Below are 18051 nucleotides of genomic sequence, written 5' to 3'. Positions count from 1 at the left end.
ACGATGGATACGCCACAGCCGACACCGGAGGAAATGCAAGCCCGCGTGCTTCACCGCGACGGGCTGATGCTGGTGATCGACAAACCGGCTGGCATTGCCGTGCATCGAGGCCCCAAGGGCGGCGCCAATCTCGAGGCCTCGTTCGACGCGTTGCGGTTCGGCCTGCCGCGCCCGCCGGTGCTGGCCCATCGGCTCGATCGCGATACGTCGGGTTGTCTGGTGCTGGGACGCCACCGCAAGGCCACCGCCTCGCTCGGGCTGCTGTTCAAGCATGGCAAGATTTCCAAAACCTATTGGGCCGCGGTTGAAGGCGGACCTTCCGAGGCTGAAGGCGAGATCAACATTCCTTTGGGGCGTTTGAATGAAGAGCGCGGCTGGTGGCAGAAGCCCGACCCGAACGGGCTTCCATCGCTGACGCGCTGGCAGGTGCTTGGGCGCGGCAATGGCCTGACCTGGCTGGCGCTGGAACCGATCACGGGCCGCACTCATCAGTTGCGCGTGCATTGCGCCGCCTCCGGCTGGCCGATTGTCGGCGACAACATCTACGGCAACGGTCCGCGCTTCGGCGAACCGACGCTGCATCTTCACGCGCGCGAAATCGTGATCCCGCTCTCCAGGAACAAACCACCCGTGCGGGTCACCGCGCCGGTGCCTCCGCATATGCAGGAACGCTTGCGCGCATGTGGATGGAATGGAGAGGAAGAAGCGACGCAGGAGGCAGCGGCGTCAGACGTGTAGCCGCACGCCATCGTGACCGGCGATCATCAGCGCGCGCACCTCGCCCGCGACACCGCCTGCAATCGCTACCGGCATAAAATGTTCGGTGCGGCCTTGGGTCCCGCTCTCGATCAATACCTGCCGCGCGCCGCCGATCTCCGATGTGAGCCGCCGCTTCAGCGCAACGTGACCCGCTTCACGCAACCGCCGCGCGCGATCCCTGATCGCGTCGCCCTTGACCTGCGGCATCTTCGCCGCCGGGGTGCCGGGACGCGGCGAATAAGGGAACACGTGCAGGAAGGTGAGATCGCACTCGTCCACCAGATCGCATGAGCGGGAAAACATCTCTTCGGTTTCGGTCGGAAAACCGGCGATGATATCGGCACCAAAAGCGATATCAGGCCGCAGCCGTCGCACCTGCTCGCAGAATTCGATCGCATCCTTGCGGGTGTGCCGCCGCTTCATGCGCTTCAGGATCATGTCGTCGCCGGCCTGCAGCGACAGATGCAGGTGCGGCATCAACCGCTCGTCGGATGCAATCGCATCGAGCAGATCGCGGTCGGCCTCGATGGAATCGATCGACGAGATGCGCAGGCGCTTCAGATCGGGCACGTGGCGCAGAATCTGTTGGGTCAATGTCCCGAGCTTCGGCGCGCCCGGAAGATCGGCGCCGTAGCTCGTGAGATCGACGCCGGTCAGAACAATCTCCGCGTGTCCGGCCTCGACCAGCGTTCGCACCTGATCGACCACCGCGCCCATCGCCACCGAGCGCGAATTGCCGCGCCCGTAAGGAATAATACAGAAGGTGCAGCGATGATCGCAGCCGTTCTGCACCTGTACAAACACGCGCGGCAGTCCGCGCTGATAACCCGCGACCAGATGCGGTGCCATCTCGGTCACCGCCATGATGTCGGCGACAGCGATCTTTTCCTCGGCCGCAAGACTGAGCGACAGCGCACCGGTGAACGCGATCTTCGTCGCGCGCCACGCGTCGCTGCGCATCTTGTCGTCGTTACCGAGCACGCGGTCGACCTCGGCCATCGCGGCGAACATCTCGGGCTGCGTCTGTGCAGCGCAGCCGGTGACGACGATCCGCGCTCCGGGACGATCTCGCCGCAGCTTTCGGATGGTCTGGCGCGCCTGCGCCACCGCCTCGTTGGTGACGGCGCAAGTGTTGACGACGATGGCGTCGTCGAGGCCTGCCCCCGCCGCCTCGCGCCGGATCACTTCCGATTCGAAGCTGTTCAGGCGACAGCCGAAGGTGACGACATCGATACTCATTTCACGATTTCACGCCACACTCGCGAACAGCGCCGGATCGAAGCGGCCTTCGTATTCGAACACCGCAGGGCCGGTCATCAGCACATGATCGTCGCTTGCGCGCCACTCGATCACCAGTCCGCCGCCGGGCAGCGTCATGTTGACGATACGATTGGTGCGCTTGAGCCGCGCCGCCGCCACCGCCGTGGCACACGCCGCCGAGCCGCAGGCCTTGGTGAGCCCCGCGCCGCGCTCCCACGTCCGCATCACGATGTGGTCGCGATCGACGATATGGGCCAGCGTGATGTTGGCGCGTTCGGGGAAGATCGGGTGATTTTCCAGCAGCGGCCCGAAACGGGTGAGATCGTAGGCCTCGACATCGTCGACCCAGAAGATCGCGTGCGGGTTGCCCATGCTGACCACAGACGGTGTATGCAGGATCGGTGCATCGATCGGCCCGATCTGCAACTCGATGCCGCGCGTGTCGCGGAATTCCTCGGCCAGCGGAATGTCTTGCCAGCCGAACTTCGGCGGCCCCATGTCCACGGTATAGAGTCCGGCTGACGGCCCCTGCCAGCAATTGAGCAGCCCGGCGCGCGTCTCGAAGGTCAGCGCATCCTTGCCGGTTTCCGCGAACACCTGCCGCGCGACGCAGCGCATCCCGTTGCCGCAGGCGGCCGCTTCCGAACCGTCGTTATTGTAGATGCGGATGAAGGCGCTGGTGCCCTGCAAGCGCGGCGGCTGCAGCACCATCAGCTGGTCGTAATGCACGCCGCCGGGCGCGGCGATGGCACGCGCTTCCCCGGCGCTGACGCCTGCCTGCGAATCGCGCAGATCGATCACGACGATTTCGTTGCCGATGCCGTTCATCTTGGCAAAGGCGTGGTTGGCGAGCGCGCTCATCTTTAAATCCTCTGCCGCCTATATGGCGAATGGCGCCGAATTTGACCAGTCCAACCAAACTCCGGCCGCTGCCCTACTTCCGCCGCCAGACGCATATCTGTCATGGAAACATGCAGAGTTGCGCTGAACGAGCCCGGACAGCCACGCTGCGGTTCTGATTCAAACGGAACTGAAAAGGTTCTAGTGTGGGCGGTCCGCGCCGGACCAGACCGACTGGAATGCCCATGGAGACCGCCGAATGAGCCGCCCCCGTTTGTCCCGCCTCCCGCTGCTGCTGTTGCCAGCCGCGATCTGGCTGACCGTTCCCGCCACCCTCACCGTGGCGCAGACTGCATCGCCACCGGCTACCACACCGGCAACACCGCCCGCCGCGCCGGCTCCGGCCGATCCAGCGCCTGCGGCACAAGCCCCCTCGCCGCCCGCAGCCACTGCCCCCGAAATGGCGACGCCCGCGCCTGCCACGCCTTCAGCCTCAACACCCGGCACAGCCACGCCGCCTGCCGCCACTCCGCCGGCCGCAGCACAAACTCCGGCGACCTCGCCTGCCGACCAGAAGGCCCAGGCCACAGAGCCGTTCGGCGAGGAAGTCACGCTGACGGCGAAGAAGGTGCTGTCGCTGCGCGGCACCTCCAACTGGGAGTCGGCGTTCGACAACATCGTCGAGTCGGTGAAAACGCTGACCGCCTTCCTCGACAAGCAGGGCGTCAAGGCCGCCGGTCCGGCGCTGATCGTCTACACCTCCACCGACGACGCCGGCTTTTCCTTCCTGACCGAAATTCCCGTCGATCAGGACGTCACGAACCTCGGCAAGGACATGAGCATGAGCCAGTCGCCCGACGGCAAGACGCTCAAATTCGTCCATCACGGCTCTTACGACAACATGGACAACACCTACGAGGCGATCACCAACCACCTCGATGACAAGAAACTCGAAGCGAAAGACACCTTCGTCGAGGAGTACGTCACAAATCCGCTGACTACCGCCGAGGACAAGCTCGTCATCAACGTTTTCGTCCCGCTGAAATAAAACGGAGTATCTTTTATGCGCCATCGTCACGCCTTCGCCGCGATCGTTCTCGCCTGCGCGATCTCGCCCGCTTTCGCGGAAACGCAGCCACCGGCGATTTCAGTGAGCGGTGAAGCGACCATCTCCGTGCCGCCGGACCTCGCGGAGATCAACGGTGGCGTCACCACCGAGGCGAAGAACGCACGTGACGCCAGCGCCGCCAACAACAAGGCGATGAGCGCCGTGCTGCAGGCGCTGAAGGCCTCAGGTGTCGCGGAGAAGGACATCCAGACGTCACGGCTGTCGCTGCAGCCGCAAAGCGCACCGATCAAGGGCAACAACGGACCGATGCAGATCGTCGGCTACCGCGCCAGCAACCGCGTTACCGTCACCGTGCGCGACGTGACCAAGGTGGCGAATGCGATCGACGCGCTGGTGTCGAGCGGCGCCAACGACATCAGCGGCATCAGCTTCATGGTATCGCAGGCCTCGAAACTGCTCGACGATGCCCGCGCCAAGGCGATCGACGATGCGCACCGCAAGGCCGACATCTATGCCCGCGCCGCCGGCGTGACGCTGGGCGCGCCTCTCAGCATTTCCGAACAAGGCATGCCGGGCCCAATGCCCTATCGGAAGATGGCTGCCGCCATGGCGGACTCGGCGCCGGTTGCGCCGGGCGAGGAAATGCTGCGGGTGTCGGTGAGCGTGTCCTACGAGATCAAACCGAAGACGCCGTAAGTTTCACTATCGTTTGCTCTGTCGCCCGGCCTTGTGCCGGGCATCCCGCTTAGGGAAGCACGGTGCCCCATGAATCGGGATGGCCGGGACATAGGCGAGCGGAAGCGACGCCGTTCTTCGAACGGCTATGCCCGGCAATGACGATACAGAGAGCAACCCTAAATCTCCATCGCCTGCCCGGGCTGGAGCACCGCGAATTTTTCGCGCGGCATCTTCGCGGCCTCGAGCGCGACCCCGAGCGCCTGAACCGGCGCGTCGATGGCTTCGTCGGTCAGCTGGAACGTGCCGTGATGATGCGCGAAAGCCATCTCGGCACCGCAGTCGTCCAGCGCCTTCACCGCGTCCTCGGGATTCATGTGCTGATCGAGCATGAACCAGCGCGGCTCATACGCGCCGATCGGCAGGATTGCGGCACGCAATGGACCGTGCGCCTCGCGGACACGACGAAAATGTGCGCCGGTGCCGTAGCCTGAATCGCAGACGATGTAGATTTTCCCGGCCGGCGTTTCGAGCACGAAGCTCGCCCACAGCGCCTTGTTACGATCGAACAGACCACGCGCGGTCCAGTGACGTGTCGCCACCAGCGTGACCGCGATACCGTTGCCAAGTTCAATGCGGTCGCCCCAATCGAATGCTTCGGCGCGAATGGCGCTGTCGGCATCGCGCATCGTCACGTCATTGCCGAGCGGCGTGACCACCCGCGGCGAAAATTTCGCGGTGAGTTTCGACAACGTCGCGATATCCAGATGATCGTAGTGGCCGTGCGACACCAGCACCGCGTCGATCGGCGGCAGCTTGTCGAACGCGATTCCCGGATCGTTGACCCGCTTCGGGCCGGCGAACGAAAACGGCGAGCAACGCTCCGACCAGACCGGATCGATCAGGATGTTGAGTCCGGCGGCCTGAATGAGCCAACTGGCGTGGCCGACATACGACAGCCGCGTGCCGGTTCCGGTGACGCGGGCGGGTGGGGTGTCGGAATGGGGGCTCGGCGCCCAGTCCGGCCATTTTGCCGTCTGCTTGGTCATCTGCCAGCGCAGCACCTTCCAGAGCGGTTTTGGCGACGCTCCCTCCGGGTCGAAAAAGTGGGTACCGTCGAAATGATCGGAGATCGGGCCGGCGTAGGTCTTCATACGGGACATCCAGGCAGACGATGACGGCAGAGACGCCGGCCAGCAGGCCGAAAAAGGCGGCAGCGGGTGAGTTTCATCAGCCGATTGGCCTCAAAAACCCGGATTCGGCAAATGAAAGCTTCGCGACCGCCGGGGTGGCTGCCGCAAAAAACCTCCTTTTCCGGTCTTTTCTTGACTTTCCGGGCCTGTGAGGCTTTAACCGCCGCACTTCTCGGAAAGACGTTCTTTTCGACCCGCCGCCCGGTCCCAGAGGCCGGAGGCCCACGCCCGACAGCGCTGTGCGCCCTCGGGCGTAAATGTGTTTGGAATTTCACCTCCCTGCGGGGAGCGCAACGGGATACGGCGCCGGAATGTTCGACAATCTGTCGGAAAGGCTCGGAGGCATACTCGACAAGCTGACGCGGCGCGGCGCGCTGTCGGAAGCCGATGTCGATGCGGCCATGCGCGAGGTACGCCGCGCCCTGCTCGAGGCCGACGTGGCGCTCGATGTCGTGCGCTCGTTCACCGACAAGGTCCGCGAACAGGCGATCGGCGCCACCGTCGTCAAATCGGTGACGCCGGGCCAGATGGTCGTCAAGATCGTCCACGATCAGCTTGTGGAGACTCTCGGCTCCGACGGCCAGCAGATCGACCTCAACGCGCCGGCGCCGGTCGCGATCATGATGGTCGGCCTTCAGGGGTCCGGCAAAACCACCACCACCGCCAAGCTGGCGCGCCGCCTCACCCAGCGCGACAAGAAAAAAGTTCTGATGGCGTCGCTCGACGTCTATCGCCCGGCCGCGCAGGAACAGCTCGCCGTGCTCGGCCGCGACCTGTCGGTCGAAACCCTGCCGATCGTCGCCGGGCAGATGCCGACCCAGATCGCGCAGCGCGCATTGCAGGCCGGCAAGCTCGGCGGCTACGACGTCGTGCTGCTCGACACCGCCGGCCGCACCACGCTCGACGAACAAATGATGCAGGAAGCCGCCACGGTGAAGGCCGCGGCGCAACCGCATGAAGTTCTGCTGGTCGCCGACTCGCTCACCGGTCAGGATGCCGTCAATCTCGCCCGCGCCTTCGACGAGCGCGTCGGCCTCACCGGTATTGTGCTCACCCGCGTCGACGGCGACGGCCGCGGCGGCGCAGCGCTGTCGATGCGTGCTGTTACCGGAAAGCCGATCAAGTTGATCGGCACCGGCGAAAAAACCGATGCGCTCGAAGATTTTCATCCCTCCCGCATCGCCGGCCGTATCCTCGGCATGGGCGACGTCGTCTCGCTCGTTGAAAAAGCCGCGGCGCATATCGACGCCGAAAAGGCGGCCCGCACCGCCGAGAAAATGCGCAAGGGCAAGTTCGATCTTGCCGACCTGCGCGAACAGCTTGCCCAGATGCAGAACATGGGCGGCCTTGGCGGGCTGATGGGCATGATGCCCGGCATCGCCAAGATGAAGAACCAGATTGCCTCCGCCAATCTCGACGACAAGGTCGTGAAGCGTCAGATGGCGGTGATCGATTCGATGACGTGCGAAGAGCGCAAGAACCCCGATATCCTGAAAGCCAGCCGCAAGAAGCGCATTGCCGCCGGCGCCGGCCTCAAGGTCGAGGAAGTCAACAAGCTGCTGAAGATGCACCGGAACATGGCCGACATGATGAAGGCCATGGGACAGGGCAAGCGCGGCCCGCTCGCGGGTATGGCGCAGGCAATGGGCTTGGGCGGAAGCGGCATGCCGTCAGCCGATGCGATGAAACAGCTCGCGGACAAGATGCCCGGCGGGATTCCGCAAGGCGCGCCTTCGCTGCCGAAAGATTTTCCGGGCCTGCCAGGACCGGGAAAACCGTCATTGCCGGGCCTCGGGGGCTTCCCCGGATTCGGCAAGAAGAAATAATTTCACGACTTCAACATTCAACCTGAACACACCAAACGGAGAACATCATGTCAGTCGTCATCCGCCTGTCGCGCGCAGGCACCAAGAAGCGCCCGGTCTATCACGTCGTCGTCGCCGACTCGCGCTTCCCGCGCGACGGCCGCTTCATCGAGCGTCTCGGCCACTTCAATCCGCTGCTGCCGAAGGAGAACGAGGCCCGCCTCAAGCTCGACCTGGACAAGGTCAAGGCCTGGATGGCCAAGGGCGCGCAGCCGTCGGACCGCGTGATGCGTTTCCTCGACGCAGCCGGCGTCGCCAAGCGCACGCCGCGCAACAACCCGGAGAAGGCTGTGCCACGCAAGGAGCGCAAGGCCCTCGCGGAAGCCGCAGCCAAGAAGTAATCGCGCACGGCCGTGAGCAAAGCAGCGCTGATCTGCGTTGCGAAAATCGGCGCCGCGCACGGCGTGCGCGGCGAGGTGAAGCTGTGGCCGTTCACCGAGGATCCGCTTGCGGTTCTCAACTACGGCCCGCTCACCACGAAGGACGGCGCGCGGCAGTTTGAAGTGCTGCGCGCGCGCGCAGCCAAGGACCATCTGGTGGCGGCGCTCAAGGGCATCGCCTCGCGCGACGACGCCGCGCGCGTCAACGGCATCGAGCTTTACATCGCGCGCGACAAGCTGCCGGATACCGAAGACGACGAATATTATCACGCCGACCTGATCGGCCTGCGCGCCATCGACACGCAGCAGCAGCCCATCGGCAAGGTTCTTGCGATCCATAATTTCGGTGCCGGCGACATTATCGAGATTGCGCTGCCGAGCGGCCCGACGCTGCTGTTGCCCTTCACCAACGCAATAGTGCCGACAGTCGATCTCGAGGCCGGCCATGTGGTGATCAACATGCCGCAAGAGATCGACGGCGACGCGCCAGCAACCGATTCATCCCAGCATCCGGACGAATAGCGATGTGGCGCGCCACCGTGCTCACGCTGTTTCCCGAAATGTTTCCCGGTCCGCTCGGCGTCAGCCTCGCGGGCCGCGCACTCGCCGCCGGAATCTGGGCATTGGAGGCGCGCGACATCCGCGATGCTGCGACCGATCGTCACCGTAGCGTCGATGACACGCCCGCAGGCGGCGGCCCCGGCATGGTGCTGCGCGCCGACGTGCTGGCCGCAGCGATCGACGCGGCCGACATCGCCTCCGGAGCATTTTCGAGCGAGGTGGAAACCGGTTCGCGTGAAGAAAACGCGACAAATCAGGAATCCCGCCGCCCCCGCCTTTTGATGAGCCCGCGTGGAACCCCGCTGACGCAGGAGCGGGTGGTCCGGCTCGCCGACGGTCCGGGTCCGCTGATCGTCTGCGGCCGGTTCGAGGGGGTCGACCAGCGGGTCATCGACGCCCGTCAGCTCGAGGAAATCTCGGTGGGCGACTATGTGCTGTCCGGCGGCGAAATTGCCGCCATGGCCCTGATAGACGCCTGTGTCCGGCTTTTGCCTGGGGTCATGGGCAAAATCGCTTCGGGAACCGACGAAAGTTTCTCCCACGGACTACTGGAATACCCCCAATATACCCGCCCGCAGATCTTCGAGGGCCGCCAGATCCCCGATACTCTGGTGTCCGGCGACCATGCCCGGATCGAGGCCTGGCGCCGGGCCGAGGCCGAGGCGCTGACCCGATCCCGGCGGCCCGACCTGTGGGCAGCGGTGCCAGCCGAAAAGAAGCCGTCCCGGGGATCAAAAAAGACGACGGACGGGTGACAACCCTCGATCTTTGGCGTATAGCAGCGCCAAATCCGCGCATGTGCTGGATACGAATTTCCGCGCAGCCCCGTCCGGGCGCGCCGCCGATGGAGTTTTGCGATGAACATCATTCAGGAACTCGAGAAAGAGCAGCTCGAGAAACTTGCCTCGGGCAAGACTATTCCGGATTTCGGACCGGGCGATACCGTGACCGTCAACGTCAAGGTCAAGGAAGGCGAGCGCACCCGCGTGCAGGCCTATGAAGGCGTCTGCATCGGCCGCAATGGCGGCGGGCTCAACGAGAGCTTCACCGTGCGCAAGATTTCCTACGGCGAAGGCGTGGAGCGCGTGTTCCCGATCTACTCGCCGATGATCGACTCGATCAAGCTCGTGCGTCGCGGCAAGGTGCGGCGCGCCAAGCTGTATTATCTGCGTGGCCTGCGCGGCAAATCGGCGCGCATCGCCGAGAAGCAGGATCCCCGCCCGCAGGCTGCGGCTGCAGAGTAATTCCCGCGGCGCTTGCGCCGTTACTCGTTTTACGAAACGCGGCCTCACGGCCGCGTTTTTTGTTGCGCCATAGCGTTTTCAAGCGAAGCACGGCCTCGGGCTCGACCCGAGGGTGGATACCGGTTCGCATCAAGAAAACGCGTCAAACAAAACTAGCGCGCGAGCGGCCCATTCATGATCCAGCGATGTCCGAACGGATCGCGCAGGATCGCCGTGCGCGTGCCCCAGAAGGAATCCGTCGGAGTGACCTCGCCGGAGGCGCCGAGCTTGGTGGCGCGGGCGAACACCTCGTCGACCTGTTCGGCGGTCGCGAATTCGAGGCTGACCGACATCGTCACCGGCTCCGACGGCAGCGGTGTCCGCGCCTTGCCGAATTCCGGAAACGCATCGGACAGGAACAGCGCGCCGCCGTTGATCTCAAGCTCGCAATGCATGATCCGCATCCCGTCAAGCGCCGGCATCAGGGCCTTCTGCCGGGCGTCGAATGCCGCGGTGTAGAAGGCGATCGCCCCGGCCGCGGGAGAAACCGTCAGATAGGGCGCAACCGGCGGGCGAGTGGACATTGAGTCACCTTGTGTAAGGTCTTATATGGCAAGGATACTTTCCCCCAACGGGTTATGCGAGTAAAAACCCAGGCCCGGCCGACCGGGCCACAAACAGCAACCGGACCCCTTACGATGGCCAAAGCGACGACCCTGTACGACAAGATCTGGAACGATCATCTGGTGGACGAGCAGCCCGACGGCACCTGTCTGCTCTATATTGATCGCCATCTTGTCCATGAAGTCACGTCGCCGCAGGCCTTCGAAGGTCTGCGAACGTCCGGCCGCAAGGTTCATGCGCCGAAGAAGACGCTCGCAGTCGTCGATCACAACGTGCCGACCACCGACCGCTCCAAACCAAACCCCGATCCGGAGAGCGCCGAGCAGATCGCGACGCTCGCCGAGAATGCGCGCGAGTTCGGCGTCGAGTACTACGATGAGCACGACAAGCGTCAGGGCATCGTTCACGTCATCGGCCCCGAGCAGGGTTTCACGCTGCCCGGCACGACGATCGTGTGCGGCGACAGCCACACCTCGACGCATGGCGCGTTCGGCGCACTGGCGCACGGCATCGGCACCTCCGAGGTCGAGCACGTGCTCGCGACCCAGACGCTGATCCAGAAAAAGGCCAAGAACATGCGCGCGACCGTCGACGGCAAATTGCCGGACGGCGTGACCGCGAAGGACATCATCCTCGCGATCATCGGCGAGATCGGCACCGCGGGCGGCACCGGCTACGTGCTCGAATACGCCGGCGAAGCGATCCGCGCGCTGACGATGGAAGGCCGCATGACGGTCTGTAACATGTCGATCGAAGGCGGCGCACGTGCGGGACTGATTGCTCCCGACGAGAAGGCCTACGAATTCCTCAAGGGCCGTCCTATGTCGCCGACCGGCGCCGACTGGGACGCCGCCATGCGCTACTGGGAAACGCTGCGCACTGACGACGGCGCGCATTTCGATACCGAGATCAGGCTCGACGCGGCGAAGCTGCCGCCGATCGTGACCTGGGGCACGTCGCCGGAAGACGTGGTGTCGATCGCCGGCATCGTGCCAGATCCCGCCAAGATCGCTGATGAAGCCAAGCGTCTGTCGAAGCAGCGCGCGCTCGACTACATGGGGTTGAAGGCCGGGACAAAAATCACCGACATCAAGCTCGACCGCGTCTTCATCGGCTCGTGCACCAACGGCCGCATCGAAGATCTGCGCGCCGCCGCCAAGGTCGTCGCCGGTCATACCGTCAACGGTAACCTCAACGCGATGATCGTGCCGGGTTCGGGTCTTGTGAAGGAGCAGGCGGAAGCCGAAGGCCTCGACAAGATCTTCATCAAGGCCGGCTTTGAATGGCGCGAGCCGGGTTGCTCGATGTGCCTTGCGATGAACCCCGACAAGCTGTCCCCGGAAGAACGCTGCGCCTCGACCTCGAACCGCAACTTCGAAGGCCGTCAGGGCTTCAAGGGCCGCACCCATCTGGTGTCGCCGGCGATGGCAGCTGCTGCGGCGATCGCCGGACACTTCGTCGACATCCGCGAGTGGCGCTAGCCGCCTCGCATCGTTGAATCAAACGAAACAGGCGCCCCAAAGGGCGCCTGTTTGCTTTTGATCAATCGTTCGAGCTGCACGCAGCTTACCAGCCGAAACCGAAGCTGAATCCCGGGCCGTAGAAGCGCGGCCCGCCATAGTAGTGTCGGTAAGGCCGATAGTAGTAAGGCCGCGGGTAATAATAGGGCCGGTAATACGGCCGATAGTACGGACGATAATAATGGGGTCGATAATAGTGGCGCCGATAGTAACGATGACGGCGGCGCGCGCTGACATCCGTTGTCTCAGCCGCGGTCTTTGCGTCGTGATTCTGTGAGATACCCTTCGCCGGCTCGGCCATGGCCGGTGCCATAGTCATTGCGCCGGTGAACGACAAGGTTACGGCCACGATCGCCGCTCCGAGAATTCCTCTCATGAGAACTCCTCCTCCGATCAATTTCATCGAGATAGATAACGTTCGTTACCTGCTTGAGTTTCGCGATCTTCCTTAAAAATCAACGGTATTTCGCTGCAGGCCGTGATTGAAAGCTGTGATTCGATGCCATGACCATGACGCGAACAACGCCGCGCAATGGCCGGCTGCCGCATCACAGCTCGATGCGGCAGCCGCTCAGGCTTTAGTAGCGATGATGCCGGTATCCACGATGGTGGCCACGGCTCCAGCCGTAGTGATGACCTCGGTTCCAGCCATGGTGGCGATGATGCCAACCATGATGACGGCGCACATGGCGATGACGCGCGTGGCGATGGCGCGAGCTCACATCGGTTGCGACACCATCCGTGACATGCCTCGCAGCGGCAGTGCCCGTGTCAACAAGCGAGAGAGCCTGAGCCGGCCCCGATGGCGCAGCGGCGAACAAAAGTCCCGCAACTGCGAGAAGGCCGAGAATCTTTTTCATGAATGTCCTCTCCTTGATGGATAAAGCCATTGAAGTTTTCATCAAAGGCATCGCTTCGCCGCGATGGCGACAACGGATCCAAAGCTAGGAGCAGGAACGTGAATGTGGGGTGAATACGGATGCCGTATTAATGGCGCATTCGAATGAGCGGGCGCGGCCGTCAACGGCTCCAGTAGCAATTCATTTTAGGAACGATCACCGTTCCGCTCGGTCGGAATTCCTGTTCGTAGTGGGCATTGCAAATTCGCACCGAATTGGGACCGGGGCCGCGGGACCGGCCATAGATATGCACCCGACGCGGCGGGCGCTGCTTCGTCCGGACCTGCGACGAGACGTCGGTCGGAGCGGTTGTCGCGGCGACCGTGGCCGATCCGGTTGTCGCCTCCAAGGCGTGCGCCGCTCCGCCGAGTGCCGCGAGGCAGAGAATGGACAGCGCGGCACACATCGCTCTGGTCTGGCCTTGCATCAGGCGCTCCGTTGAAACAAATCCCGGCCGGAACGTCTCCGATTGCCCCGACGACGTCAACTCCGGAAAATCCCCGCAAACGCCGGCCAGACGGCTTCTGCCTTGCGCAATTTGCACTTTTCCACGGGCCGCGTTCGCGATACACCAACCTCCAGGTCACCGGATGAACTCCGGCCGTCAAACCCGAGAACCGCACCAATGGACAAGTTTACGACGCTGAACGGCGTGGCTGCGCCCCTGAAGATCATCAATGTCGACACCGACATGATCATCCCGAAGCAGTATTTGAAGACCATCAAGCGCACCGGTCTCGGCAAGGGGCTGTTTTCGGAGCAGCGCTACAAGGACGACGGCAGCGAGAACCCCGATTTCGTTCTCAACAAGCCGGCCTACCGTCAGGCCAGGATTCTTGTCGCCGGCGACAATTTCGGCTGCGGATCGAGCCGCGAACATGCGCCATGGGCGCTGGCGGATTTCGGAATCCGCTGCGTGATCTCGACCTCGTTCGGCGACATCTTCTACAACAACTGCTTCAAGAACGGCATTCTGCCGATCCGCGTCAGCCACGAGGAGCTCGACAAGCTGTTCGACGATGCGGACCGCGGCGCCAACGCGACGCTCACCATCGATCTCGAGAATCAGGAAATCCGCGGACCCGATGGCGGCACCATCAAGTTCGACCTCGATCCATTCCGCAAGCACTGCATGCTCAACGGCCTCGACGATATTGGCCTGACGATGCAGAAGAAGGCTTCGATCGATACCTTCGAGATGAAGGAAAAGACCGAACGGCCTTGGCTGTAACAGCCTGGGGTTGTCGTCAACGCAAACCCTGACTTGCTTGGTCGTCCCCGCGAAGGCAGGGACCCAGAATCAGCGGGCTGTTTCTTTCTACCGATGCACCGGTAGAAAAACGATCGACAGTAGCTTCGCCAACCACGATCTAAAGAAATGGTCCCCGCCTTCGCGGGGACGGCATCGTGATTGTGGGTCGCCTCGTGTCTTACGATTCTGAAAGCGTCTTGATCGCATCGGAGATCGCAATCGTGCGCCGCACGATCTCGGCGTGCAGCCGTTCCACCATCCGGCCATCGAGCTGGATCGCACCCTTGCCGGCATTCTCCGGCAGCGTGAAAGCGGCAATGATCTTGCGGGCGCGCGCGACCTCTTCCGCCGGCGGCGTGTAGATTTCATTCGCCTGCGCAATCTGGCTCGGATGGATCAGCGTCTTGCCGTCGAAACCCATGTCGCGACCCTGCGTGCATTCTTTGGCAAACCCATCGTCGTCGCCAATTCCGCTGTAAGGCCCGTCAAGAATTTCGACACCGTAAGCACGCGCAGCCATGATGCAGTGAGCGAACAGCGGAATCATCGCTTCACGCCCCGGCAGCATCTTCATTCGCGTTTCGAGGGCGATATCGTTCGGCCCGAACACGAAGCCCGCAAGCCGCATCTCGACGTCCTTGGCGCAAGCGGCGATTTCCTTCGCCTGCAGCACCGCCATCGGTGTCTCGATCATCGCCCAGACGCGGATCGACATATCGGCACCGATATCGGTGAAGCGATTGGCGATACTCGCCAGATCCTCGGGGCCATAAATTTTCGGAACGAGAATCCCGTCAGGCTTCGCCTTGGCGGCCATATCGAGGTCGTCCAGCCACCACGGCGATTCGAGACTGTTGATGCGGATGATGACCTCGCGTTTGCCGAAGCCCTTCGCCGCGACCGCCTCCGCGATCTGATTGCGGGCAGCCGCCTTTGCCTCCGGCGCCACAGCGTCCTCGAGGTCGAGAATAATACCGTCGGCGGGCAAGGTCCGCGCCTTCTCAAGTGCGCGCGGGTTGGAGCCCGGCATGAAAAGCACGCTACGGCGCGGTCGGATCATGGCCATTATTCCCCAAGCATCTCAAGCCCGAGGCGATAGCACCTTGGCCGACGCTCCGAAAGTCTTGTTCAGCGCCGGCGCATGTGGTTAGCCATCCGCAGTGACGACGAGGAGATTTCCCCATGACACCCTTTCCTCAAGACCTGATTTCGGGCTACCGGACATTCGCGACCCATCGGCTCCGCACCGAGCAGTCGCGCTACCACGAGCTATCGGAGCGCGGGCAATCGCCCGAGACCATGGTGGTCGGCTGTTGCGATTCCCGCGTCTCGCCGGAAGTGATCTTCGACGCCGGGCCGGGCGAACTGTTCGTGGTGCGCAACGTCGCCAACCTGGTTCCGCCCTACGCGCCGGACGGCGAAGCCCACGGCGTCTCGGCGGCGCTGGAGTTCGCGGTGCAGGTGTTGCGGGTCAAGAATATCGTGGTGCTCGGGCACGCCCAGTGCGGTGGCATCAAGGCACTGGTGCAAGACTCGGATCCGTTGTCGCCGGGCGACTTCATCGGCAAGTGGATGTCGTTGCTCACGCCCATGATGGAGAACGAGGTCGAGCATCACCACGACGACACGCCGCAGGAACTTATCACCCGGCTGGAAAAGAAAGCGGTTCTGACCAGCCTGGAGAACCTGATGACGTTTCCATGCATCAGCACCCTCGTCGAGCGCGGCAAGCTCCATTTGCACGGCGCCTATTTCGGAGTGGCGAAGGGGTCGCTGTCGGTGCTCGATCGTGAGACCGGAGAGTTCAGCACCGTCAACCCGACCGCATAACCCCGCATTACCGACAGCAAAAAGGGCGCCCGTGACGGGCGCCCTTTTGTTGAGTACCGGGATGAGGCGAAGCGGGTGCCGCGGTTACGCGGCCTTCTTCTTGGCGCTGATCAGCTTGCGATTTATGAGGCACTCAGCGATCTGGATCGCATTAAGCGCCGCGCCCTTGCGCAGGTTGTCCGATACGCACCACAGCGCGATGCCGTTCTCCACCGTTGCATCCTCACGGATGCGGCTGATGTAGGTCGCATCCTCGCCGGCACATTCGTAAGGCGTGACGTAACCACCAGGCTCGTGCTTGTCGATCACGAGGCACCCTGGCGCGTTGCGCAGGATACTGCGGACCTCGTCGACCGAGATCGGCTTTTCGAACTCGATGTTGACCGATTCCGAATGGCCGATGAAAACCGGCACGCGCACACAAGTCGCGGCGAGTTTGATCTTGGGGTCGAGAATCTTCTTGGTCTCGGCCATCATCTTCCATTCTTCCTTGGTGTATCCGTCCTCCATGAACACGTCGATCTGCGGGATGACGTTGAAGGCGATACGCTTCGGGAATTTCTTGTTGACGATCTCGCTGTTGGTGTAGACGGCCTTGGTCTGCGAGAACAATTCGTCCATCGCATCCTTGCCGGCGCCCGACACCGACTGATAGGTCGAGACCACGACGCGCTTGATGGTGGCGGCATCGTGCAGCGGCTTGAGCGCGACGACGAGTTGCGCGGTCGAGCAGTTCGGATTGGCGATGATACCACGCCTGGTGAAGCCTGCGACGGCGTCGGCATTCACTTCCGGCACGATCAGCGGCACATCGGCGTCATAGCGCCACGCCGACGAGTTATCGATCACCACCGCGCCGGCCGCCGCGATCTTCGGCGACCACTCCTTCGAGACCGCACCGCCCGCCGACATCAGACAGATATCGACGTCGCTGAAATCGTAGTTTTCGAGCGCTTTCACTTTGAGGGTGCGGTCGCCATAGGACACTTCCACGCCCAAGCTGCGGCGTGAGGCCAGCGCCACGACCTCGTCGGCCGGAAACGCGCGTTCGTCCAGAATGTTGAGCATTTCCCGGCCCACGTTGCCGGTCGCTCCCACACAGGCCACCTTGTAACCCATCATTGACTCTCCGAAGAAAAATGCTTCGTCCCCACACCGAGCGGAAACGGAAGAGGCAGCGCTTCTATGCGAAAAATGCCGAAAATACAACGCTGACGCGCTTCCGGGGCGGCGACACCCTCTCCATCGCAGGCAATCGCGTCGGTTTCAAGAATTGAAACAGGGCGCGTTCGCATGAGTGTTCTGCCGATCGACCGGCATCCCGTCATTCTGGCCGAGATTCATCCAGCCTTGCGCAGCTTCCGGGATGAAGCGCGCGCCTTTGCCGTCCGCTTCCTGGCCTATGTCTGCGGCCTCGCGTCGCTGGCGGCGATCCTCGCCGACTTGCTGGTTGGCCCGGTAGGCGCAGCCATCGAGCCCAAGCCGGCGGCAGCCGAGCCCGGCTGGAGCGCCGCCACCCGGCCACAGCCGGTGTTCACCATCGCCAAGCTGGATTTTTCAGGAGTGACAGAGCCTTACGAAGCACTCCGTCACCCTGAAGGCGGCCGCAAGGACACCCTGCGCTGGGCCTTGGGACCGGATGGCAAACCAACCGCTGAAGCTGAAATTTACCGGCCCGGTGACGAGATCGCTGAATTCGAGCCTGCTGATGCCATCCTGGCTCGCCGAATCGGCAACGGCGCACCGGTGCGAACCGAGGCCGCCGGCTTGATCGCCAGTAAATTCGGCCCTGTCAGCCTGCTCCGTCTCTCTGCCACAGAATCGGGTGACAGTTGCATAGGGTTCGCCCGAAGCCTCGCATCGCCGCGCCTGCAAATCACCGGCTGGGTGTGCCAACCGCCATCGGGGCCGGCCCAGCGGGCGGCAATTGCCTGCGCGCTCGACCGGTTCGTTCTTCTTTCGGCCGGAAACGATCCGAAACTGGCGGAATGGTTCGCCGCCGCCGAACTCAAGCGAGCGGGCTGCGGCACCACGACCGGCCCGAACGCCAACTGGATGACCGCGGTTCGGGACCCTGCCCTGCGCGGCAGCCTGTGATCCG

The 18051-nt window shown here is 63.2% G+C and carries 22 protein-coding genes; 14 read left to right on the top strand and 8 right to left on the bottom strand.

Annotated features, from left to right (window positions below; translation table 11 throughout):
- Positions 1-3 precede the first annotated feature (3 nt).
- Positions 4-738 (top strand): RluA family pseudouridine synthase, encoded by a 735-nt coding sequence (locus tag ASC80_RS19535; RefSeq protein ID WP_056300718.1) that lies wholly within the window; start codon positions 4-6, stop codon positions 736-738.
- Here ASC80_RS19535 and mtaB read toward each other — a convergent pair.
- Both mtaB and dapF read right to left on the bottom strand, forming a co-directional pair.
- On the bottom strand, positions 727-1998 hold the full coding sequence (gene mtaB / locus ASC80_RS19530; protein ID WP_056300717.1) for a tRNA (N(6)-L-threonylcarbamoyladenosine(37)-C(2))-methylthiotransferase MtaB: 1272 nt from the start codon (positions 1996-1998) through the stop codon (positions 727-729). The two genes, ASC80_RS19535 and mtaB, sit on opposite strands and share 12 nt — an antisense overlap.
- Before the next feature lie 9 nt (positions 1999-2007).
- On the bottom strand, positions 2008-2880 hold the full coding sequence (gene dapF / locus ASC80_RS19525) for a diaminopimelate epimerase (RefSeq protein ID WP_056300716.1): 873 nt from the start codon (positions 2878-2880) through the stop codon (positions 2008-2010).
- Between the two features lie 238 nt (positions 2881-3118).
- On the opposite strand from dapF, the gene ASC80_RS19520 reads away from it, so the two are divergent.
- Complete coding sequence (locus ASC80_RS19520) at positions 3119-3907, top strand: GyrI-like domain-containing protein (protein ID WP_056300715.1); 789 nt, start codon at positions 3119-3121, stop codon at positions 3905-3907.
- Positions 3908-3922: 15 nt separating this feature from the next.
- A complete protein-coding gene (locus ASC80_RS19515; protein ID WP_056300712.1) occupies positions 3923-4624 on the top strand; it encodes an SIMPL domain-containing protein in 702 nt (233 codons plus the stop codon).
- A gap of 158 nt (positions 4625-4782) precedes the next feature.
- On the opposite strand, the gene ASC80_RS19510 is transcribed toward ASC80_RS19515, so the two are convergent.
- Positions 4783-5757: an MBL fold metallo-hydrolase gene (locus ASC80_RS19510; protein ID WP_056300710.1), complete on the bottom strand. Its 975-nt coding sequence runs from the start codon at positions 5755-5757 to the stop codon at positions 4783-4785.
- Positions 5758-5777: 20 nt separating this feature from the next.
- On the opposite strand from ASC80_RS19510, the gene ASC80_RS23865 reads away from it, so the two are divergent.
- From ASC80_RS23865 to rplS, 6 genes are all read left to right on the top strand, one after another.
- A complete protein-coding gene (locus tag ASC80_RS23865; protein ID WP_156464453.1) occupies positions 5778-5948 on the top strand; it encodes a hypothetical protein in 171 nt (56 codons plus the stop codon).
- Between the two features lie 159 nt (positions 5949-6107).
- Positions 6108-7622 (top strand): signal recognition particle protein, encoded by a 1515-nt coding sequence (ffh, locus tag ASC80_RS19505; RefSeq protein WP_056300707.1) that lies wholly within the window; start codon positions 6108-6110, stop codon positions 7620-7622.
- Positions 7623-7669: 47 nt separating this feature from the next.
- Positions 7670-8002, top strand: coding sequence for a 30S ribosomal protein S16 (gene rpsP / locus ASC80_RS19500; protein ID WP_056300704.1), 333 nt, complete (start codon positions 7670-7672; stop codon positions 8000-8002).
- 12 nt (positions 8003-8014) lie between these two features.
- Complete coding sequence (gene rimM, locus ASC80_RS19495) at positions 8015-8563, top strand: ribosome maturation factor RimM (protein WP_056300702.1); 549 nt, start codon at positions 8015-8017, stop codon at positions 8561-8563.
- A gap of 2 nt (positions 8564-8565) precedes the next feature.
- Complete coding sequence (gene trmD, locus ASC80_RS19490) at positions 8566-9357, top strand: tRNA (guanosine(37)-N1)-methyltransferase TrmD (protein WP_056300700.1); 792 nt, start codon at positions 8566-8568, stop codon at positions 9355-9357.
- Positions 9358-9459: 102 nt separating this feature from the next.
- Positions 9460-9846: a 50S ribosomal protein L19 gene (gene rplS, locus ASC80_RS19485; RefSeq protein WP_056300698.1), complete on the top strand. Its 387-nt coding sequence runs from the start codon at positions 9460-9462 to the stop codon at positions 9844-9846.
- Between the two features lie 152 nt (positions 9847-9998).
- Here rplS and ASC80_RS19480 read toward each other — a convergent pair whose 3' ends face one another.
- Positions 9999-10409, bottom strand: a complete 411-nt coding sequence (locus ASC80_RS19480) for a VOC family protein (protein ID WP_056300695.1) — start codon at positions 10407-10409, stop codon at positions 9999-10001.
- Between the two features lie 114 nt (positions 10410-10523).
- Between ASC80_RS19480 and leuC the strand changes: the two genes are divergently transcribed.
- Positions 10524-11930 carry a 3-isopropylmalate dehydratase large subunit gene (gene leuC / locus ASC80_RS19475; protein WP_056300694.1) on the top strand — a complete coding sequence of 469 codons (1407 nt, stop codon included), beginning with the start codon at positions 10524-10526 and terminating at the stop codon, positions 11928-11930.
- Positions 11931-12015: 85 nt separating this feature from the next.
- Here the strand turns inward: leuC and ASC80_RS19470 are convergent, their stop codons facing one another.
- Positions 12016-12345 (bottom strand): hypothetical protein, encoded by a 330-nt coding sequence (locus ASC80_RS19470; RefSeq protein WP_056300691.1) that lies wholly within the window; start codon positions 12343-12345, stop codon positions 12016-12018.
- A 106-nt stretch (positions 12346-12451) separates the two neighbouring features.
- Between ASC80_RS19470 and ASC80_RS23860 the strand changes: the two genes are divergently transcribed.
- On the top strand, positions 12452-12853 hold the full coding sequence (locus tag ASC80_RS23860; protein WP_056300686.1) for a hypothetical protein: 402 nt from the start codon (positions 12452-12454) through the stop codon (positions 12851-12853).
- Between the two features lie 136 nt (positions 12854-12989).
- On the opposite strand, the gene ASC80_RS19460 is transcribed toward ASC80_RS23860, so the two are convergent.
- The gene (locus ASC80_RS19460) at positions 12990-13295 is read right to left on the bottom strand and encodes a hypothetical protein (protein WP_056300682.1); all 306 of its coding nucleotides are present in this window, start codon (positions 13293-13295) and stop codon (positions 12990-12992) included.
- A 198-nt stretch (positions 13296-13493) separates the two neighbouring features.
- Here ASC80_RS19460 and leuD point away from each other — a divergent pair, with 198 nt between their 5' ends.
- A complete protein-coding gene (gene leuD / locus ASC80_RS19455; protein WP_056300681.1) occupies positions 13494-14099 on the top strand; it encodes a 3-isopropylmalate dehydratase small subunit in 606 nt (201 codons plus the stop codon).
- Positions 14100-14298: 199 nt separating this feature from the next.
- Here the strand turns inward: leuD and ASC80_RS19450 are convergent, their stop codons facing one another.
- Positions 14299-15180, bottom strand: coding sequence for an HpcH/HpaI aldolase/citrate lyase family protein (locus ASC80_RS19450; RefSeq protein WP_056301109.1), 882 nt, complete (start codon positions 15178-15180; stop codon positions 14299-14301).
- A gap of 122 nt (positions 15181-15302) precedes the next feature.
- Here ASC80_RS19450 and ASC80_RS19445 point away from each other — a divergent pair, with 122 nt between their 5' ends.
- On the top strand, positions 15303-15950 hold the full coding sequence (locus tag ASC80_RS19445) for a carbonic anhydrase (protein ID WP_056300680.1): 648 nt from the start codon (positions 15303-15305) through the stop codon (positions 15948-15950).
- Between the two features lie 84 nt (positions 15951-16034).
- On the opposite strand, the gene ASC80_RS19440 is transcribed toward ASC80_RS19445, so the two are convergent.
- Entirely contained in the window at positions 16035-17069 is a 1035-nt protein-coding gene (locus tag ASC80_RS19440) for an aspartate-semialdehyde dehydrogenase (RefSeq protein WP_056300677.1), read from the bottom strand.
- 174 nt (positions 17070-17243) lie between these two features.
- Between ASC80_RS19440 and ASC80_RS19435 the strand changes: the two genes are divergently transcribed.
- Positions 17244-18047: a hypothetical protein gene (locus tag ASC80_RS19435; RefSeq protein ID WP_056300674.1), complete on the top strand. Its 804-nt coding sequence runs from the start codon at positions 17244-17246 to the stop codon at positions 18045-18047.
- The last annotated feature ends 4 nt before the right edge of the window (positions 18048-18051 follow it).

Source organism: Afipia sp. Root123D2 (genome assembly GCF_001425835.1).
Classification (GTDB): Bacteria; Pseudomonadota; Alphaproteobacteria; order Rhizobiales; family Xanthobacteraceae; genus Afipia.
The sequence above is the reverse complement of the archived record's forward strand: the minus strand, read 5'-3'. Positions and strand labels throughout refer to the sequence as shown.

Excerpts from the sequence above, each read along its gene's own strand:
- trmD (WP_056300700.1), top strand. The coding sequence starts at position 8,566 with ATGTGGCGCGCCACCGTGCTCACGCTGTTTCCCGAAATGTTTCCCGGT.
- mtaB (WP_056300717.1), bottom strand. The coding sequence starts at position 1,998 with ATGAGTATCGATGTCGTCACCTTCGGCTGTCGCCTGAACAGCTTCGAA.
- ASC80_RS19460 (WP_056300682.1), bottom strand. The coding sequence starts at position 13,295 with ATGCAAGGCCAGACCAGAGCGATGTGTGCCGCGCTGTCCATTCTCTGC.
- ffh (WP_056300707.1), top strand. The coding sequence starts at position 6,108 with ATGTTCGACAATCTGTCGGAAAGGCTCGGAGGCATACTCGACAAGCTG.
- rplS (WP_056300698.1), top strand. The coding sequence starts at position 9,460 with ATGAACATCATTCAGGAACTCGAGAAAGAGCAGCTCGAGAAACTTGCC.
- ASC80_RS19435 (WP_056300674.1), top strand. The coding sequence starts at position 17,244 with ATGAGTGTTCTGCCGATCGACCGGCATCCCGTCATTCTGGCCGAGATT.
- leuC (WP_056300694.1), top strand. The coding sequence starts at position 10,524 with ATGGCCAAAGCGACGACCCTGTACGACAAGATCTGGAACGATCATCTG.
- ASC80_RS19450 (WP_056301109.1), bottom strand. The coding sequence starts at position 15,180 with ATGATCCGACCGCGCCGTAGCGTGCTTTTCATGCCGGGCTCCAACCCG.
- ASC80_RS19515 (WP_056300712.1), top strand. The coding sequence starts at position 3,923 with ATGCGCCATCGTCACGCCTTCGCCGCGATCGTTCTCGCCTGCGCGATC.
- ASC80_RS23865 (WP_156464453.1), top strand. The coding sequence starts at position 5,778 with ATGACGGCAGAGACGCCGGCCAGCAGGCCGAAAAAGGCGGCAGCGGGT.
- ASC80_RS19440 (WP_056300677.1), bottom strand. The coding sequence starts at position 17,069 with ATGGGTTACAAGGTGGCCTGTGTGGGAGCGACCGGCAACGTGGGCCGG.
- ASC80_RS19480 (WP_056300695.1), bottom strand. The coding sequence starts at position 10,409 with ATGTCCACTCGCCCGCCGGTTGCGCCCTATCTGACGGTTTCTCCCGCG.
- ASC80_RS19535 (WP_056300718.1), top strand. The coding sequence starts at position 4 with ATGGATACGCCACAGCCGACACCGGAGGAAATGCAAGCCCGCGTGCTT.
- ASC80_RS19445 (WP_056300680.1), top strand. The coding sequence starts at position 15,303 with ATGACACCCTTTCCTCAAGACCTGATTTCGGGCTACCGGACATTCGCG.
- ASC80_RS19510 (WP_056300710.1), bottom strand. The coding sequence starts at position 5,757 with ATGAAGACCTACGCCGGCCCGATCTCCGATCATTTCGACGGTACCCAC.
- dapF (WP_056300716.1), bottom strand. The coding sequence starts at position 2,880 with ATGAGCGCGCTCGCCAACCACGCCTTTGCCAAGATGAACGGCATCGGC.
- ASC80_RS19470 (WP_056300691.1), bottom strand. The coding sequence starts at position 12,345 with ATGAGAGGAATTCTCGGAGCGGCGATCGTGGCCGTAACCTTGTCGTTC.
- rpsP (WP_056300704.1), top strand. The coding sequence starts at position 7,670 with ATGTCAGTCGTCATCCGCCTGTCGCGCGCAGGCACCAAGAAGCGCCCG.
- ASC80_RS19520 (WP_056300715.1), top strand. The coding sequence starts at position 3,119 with ATGAGCCGCCCCCGTTTGTCCCGCCTCCCGCTGCTGCTGTTGCCAGCC.
- leuD (WP_056300681.1), top strand. The coding sequence starts at position 13,494 with ATGGACAAGTTTACGACGCTGAACGGCGTGGCTGCGCCCCTGAAGATC.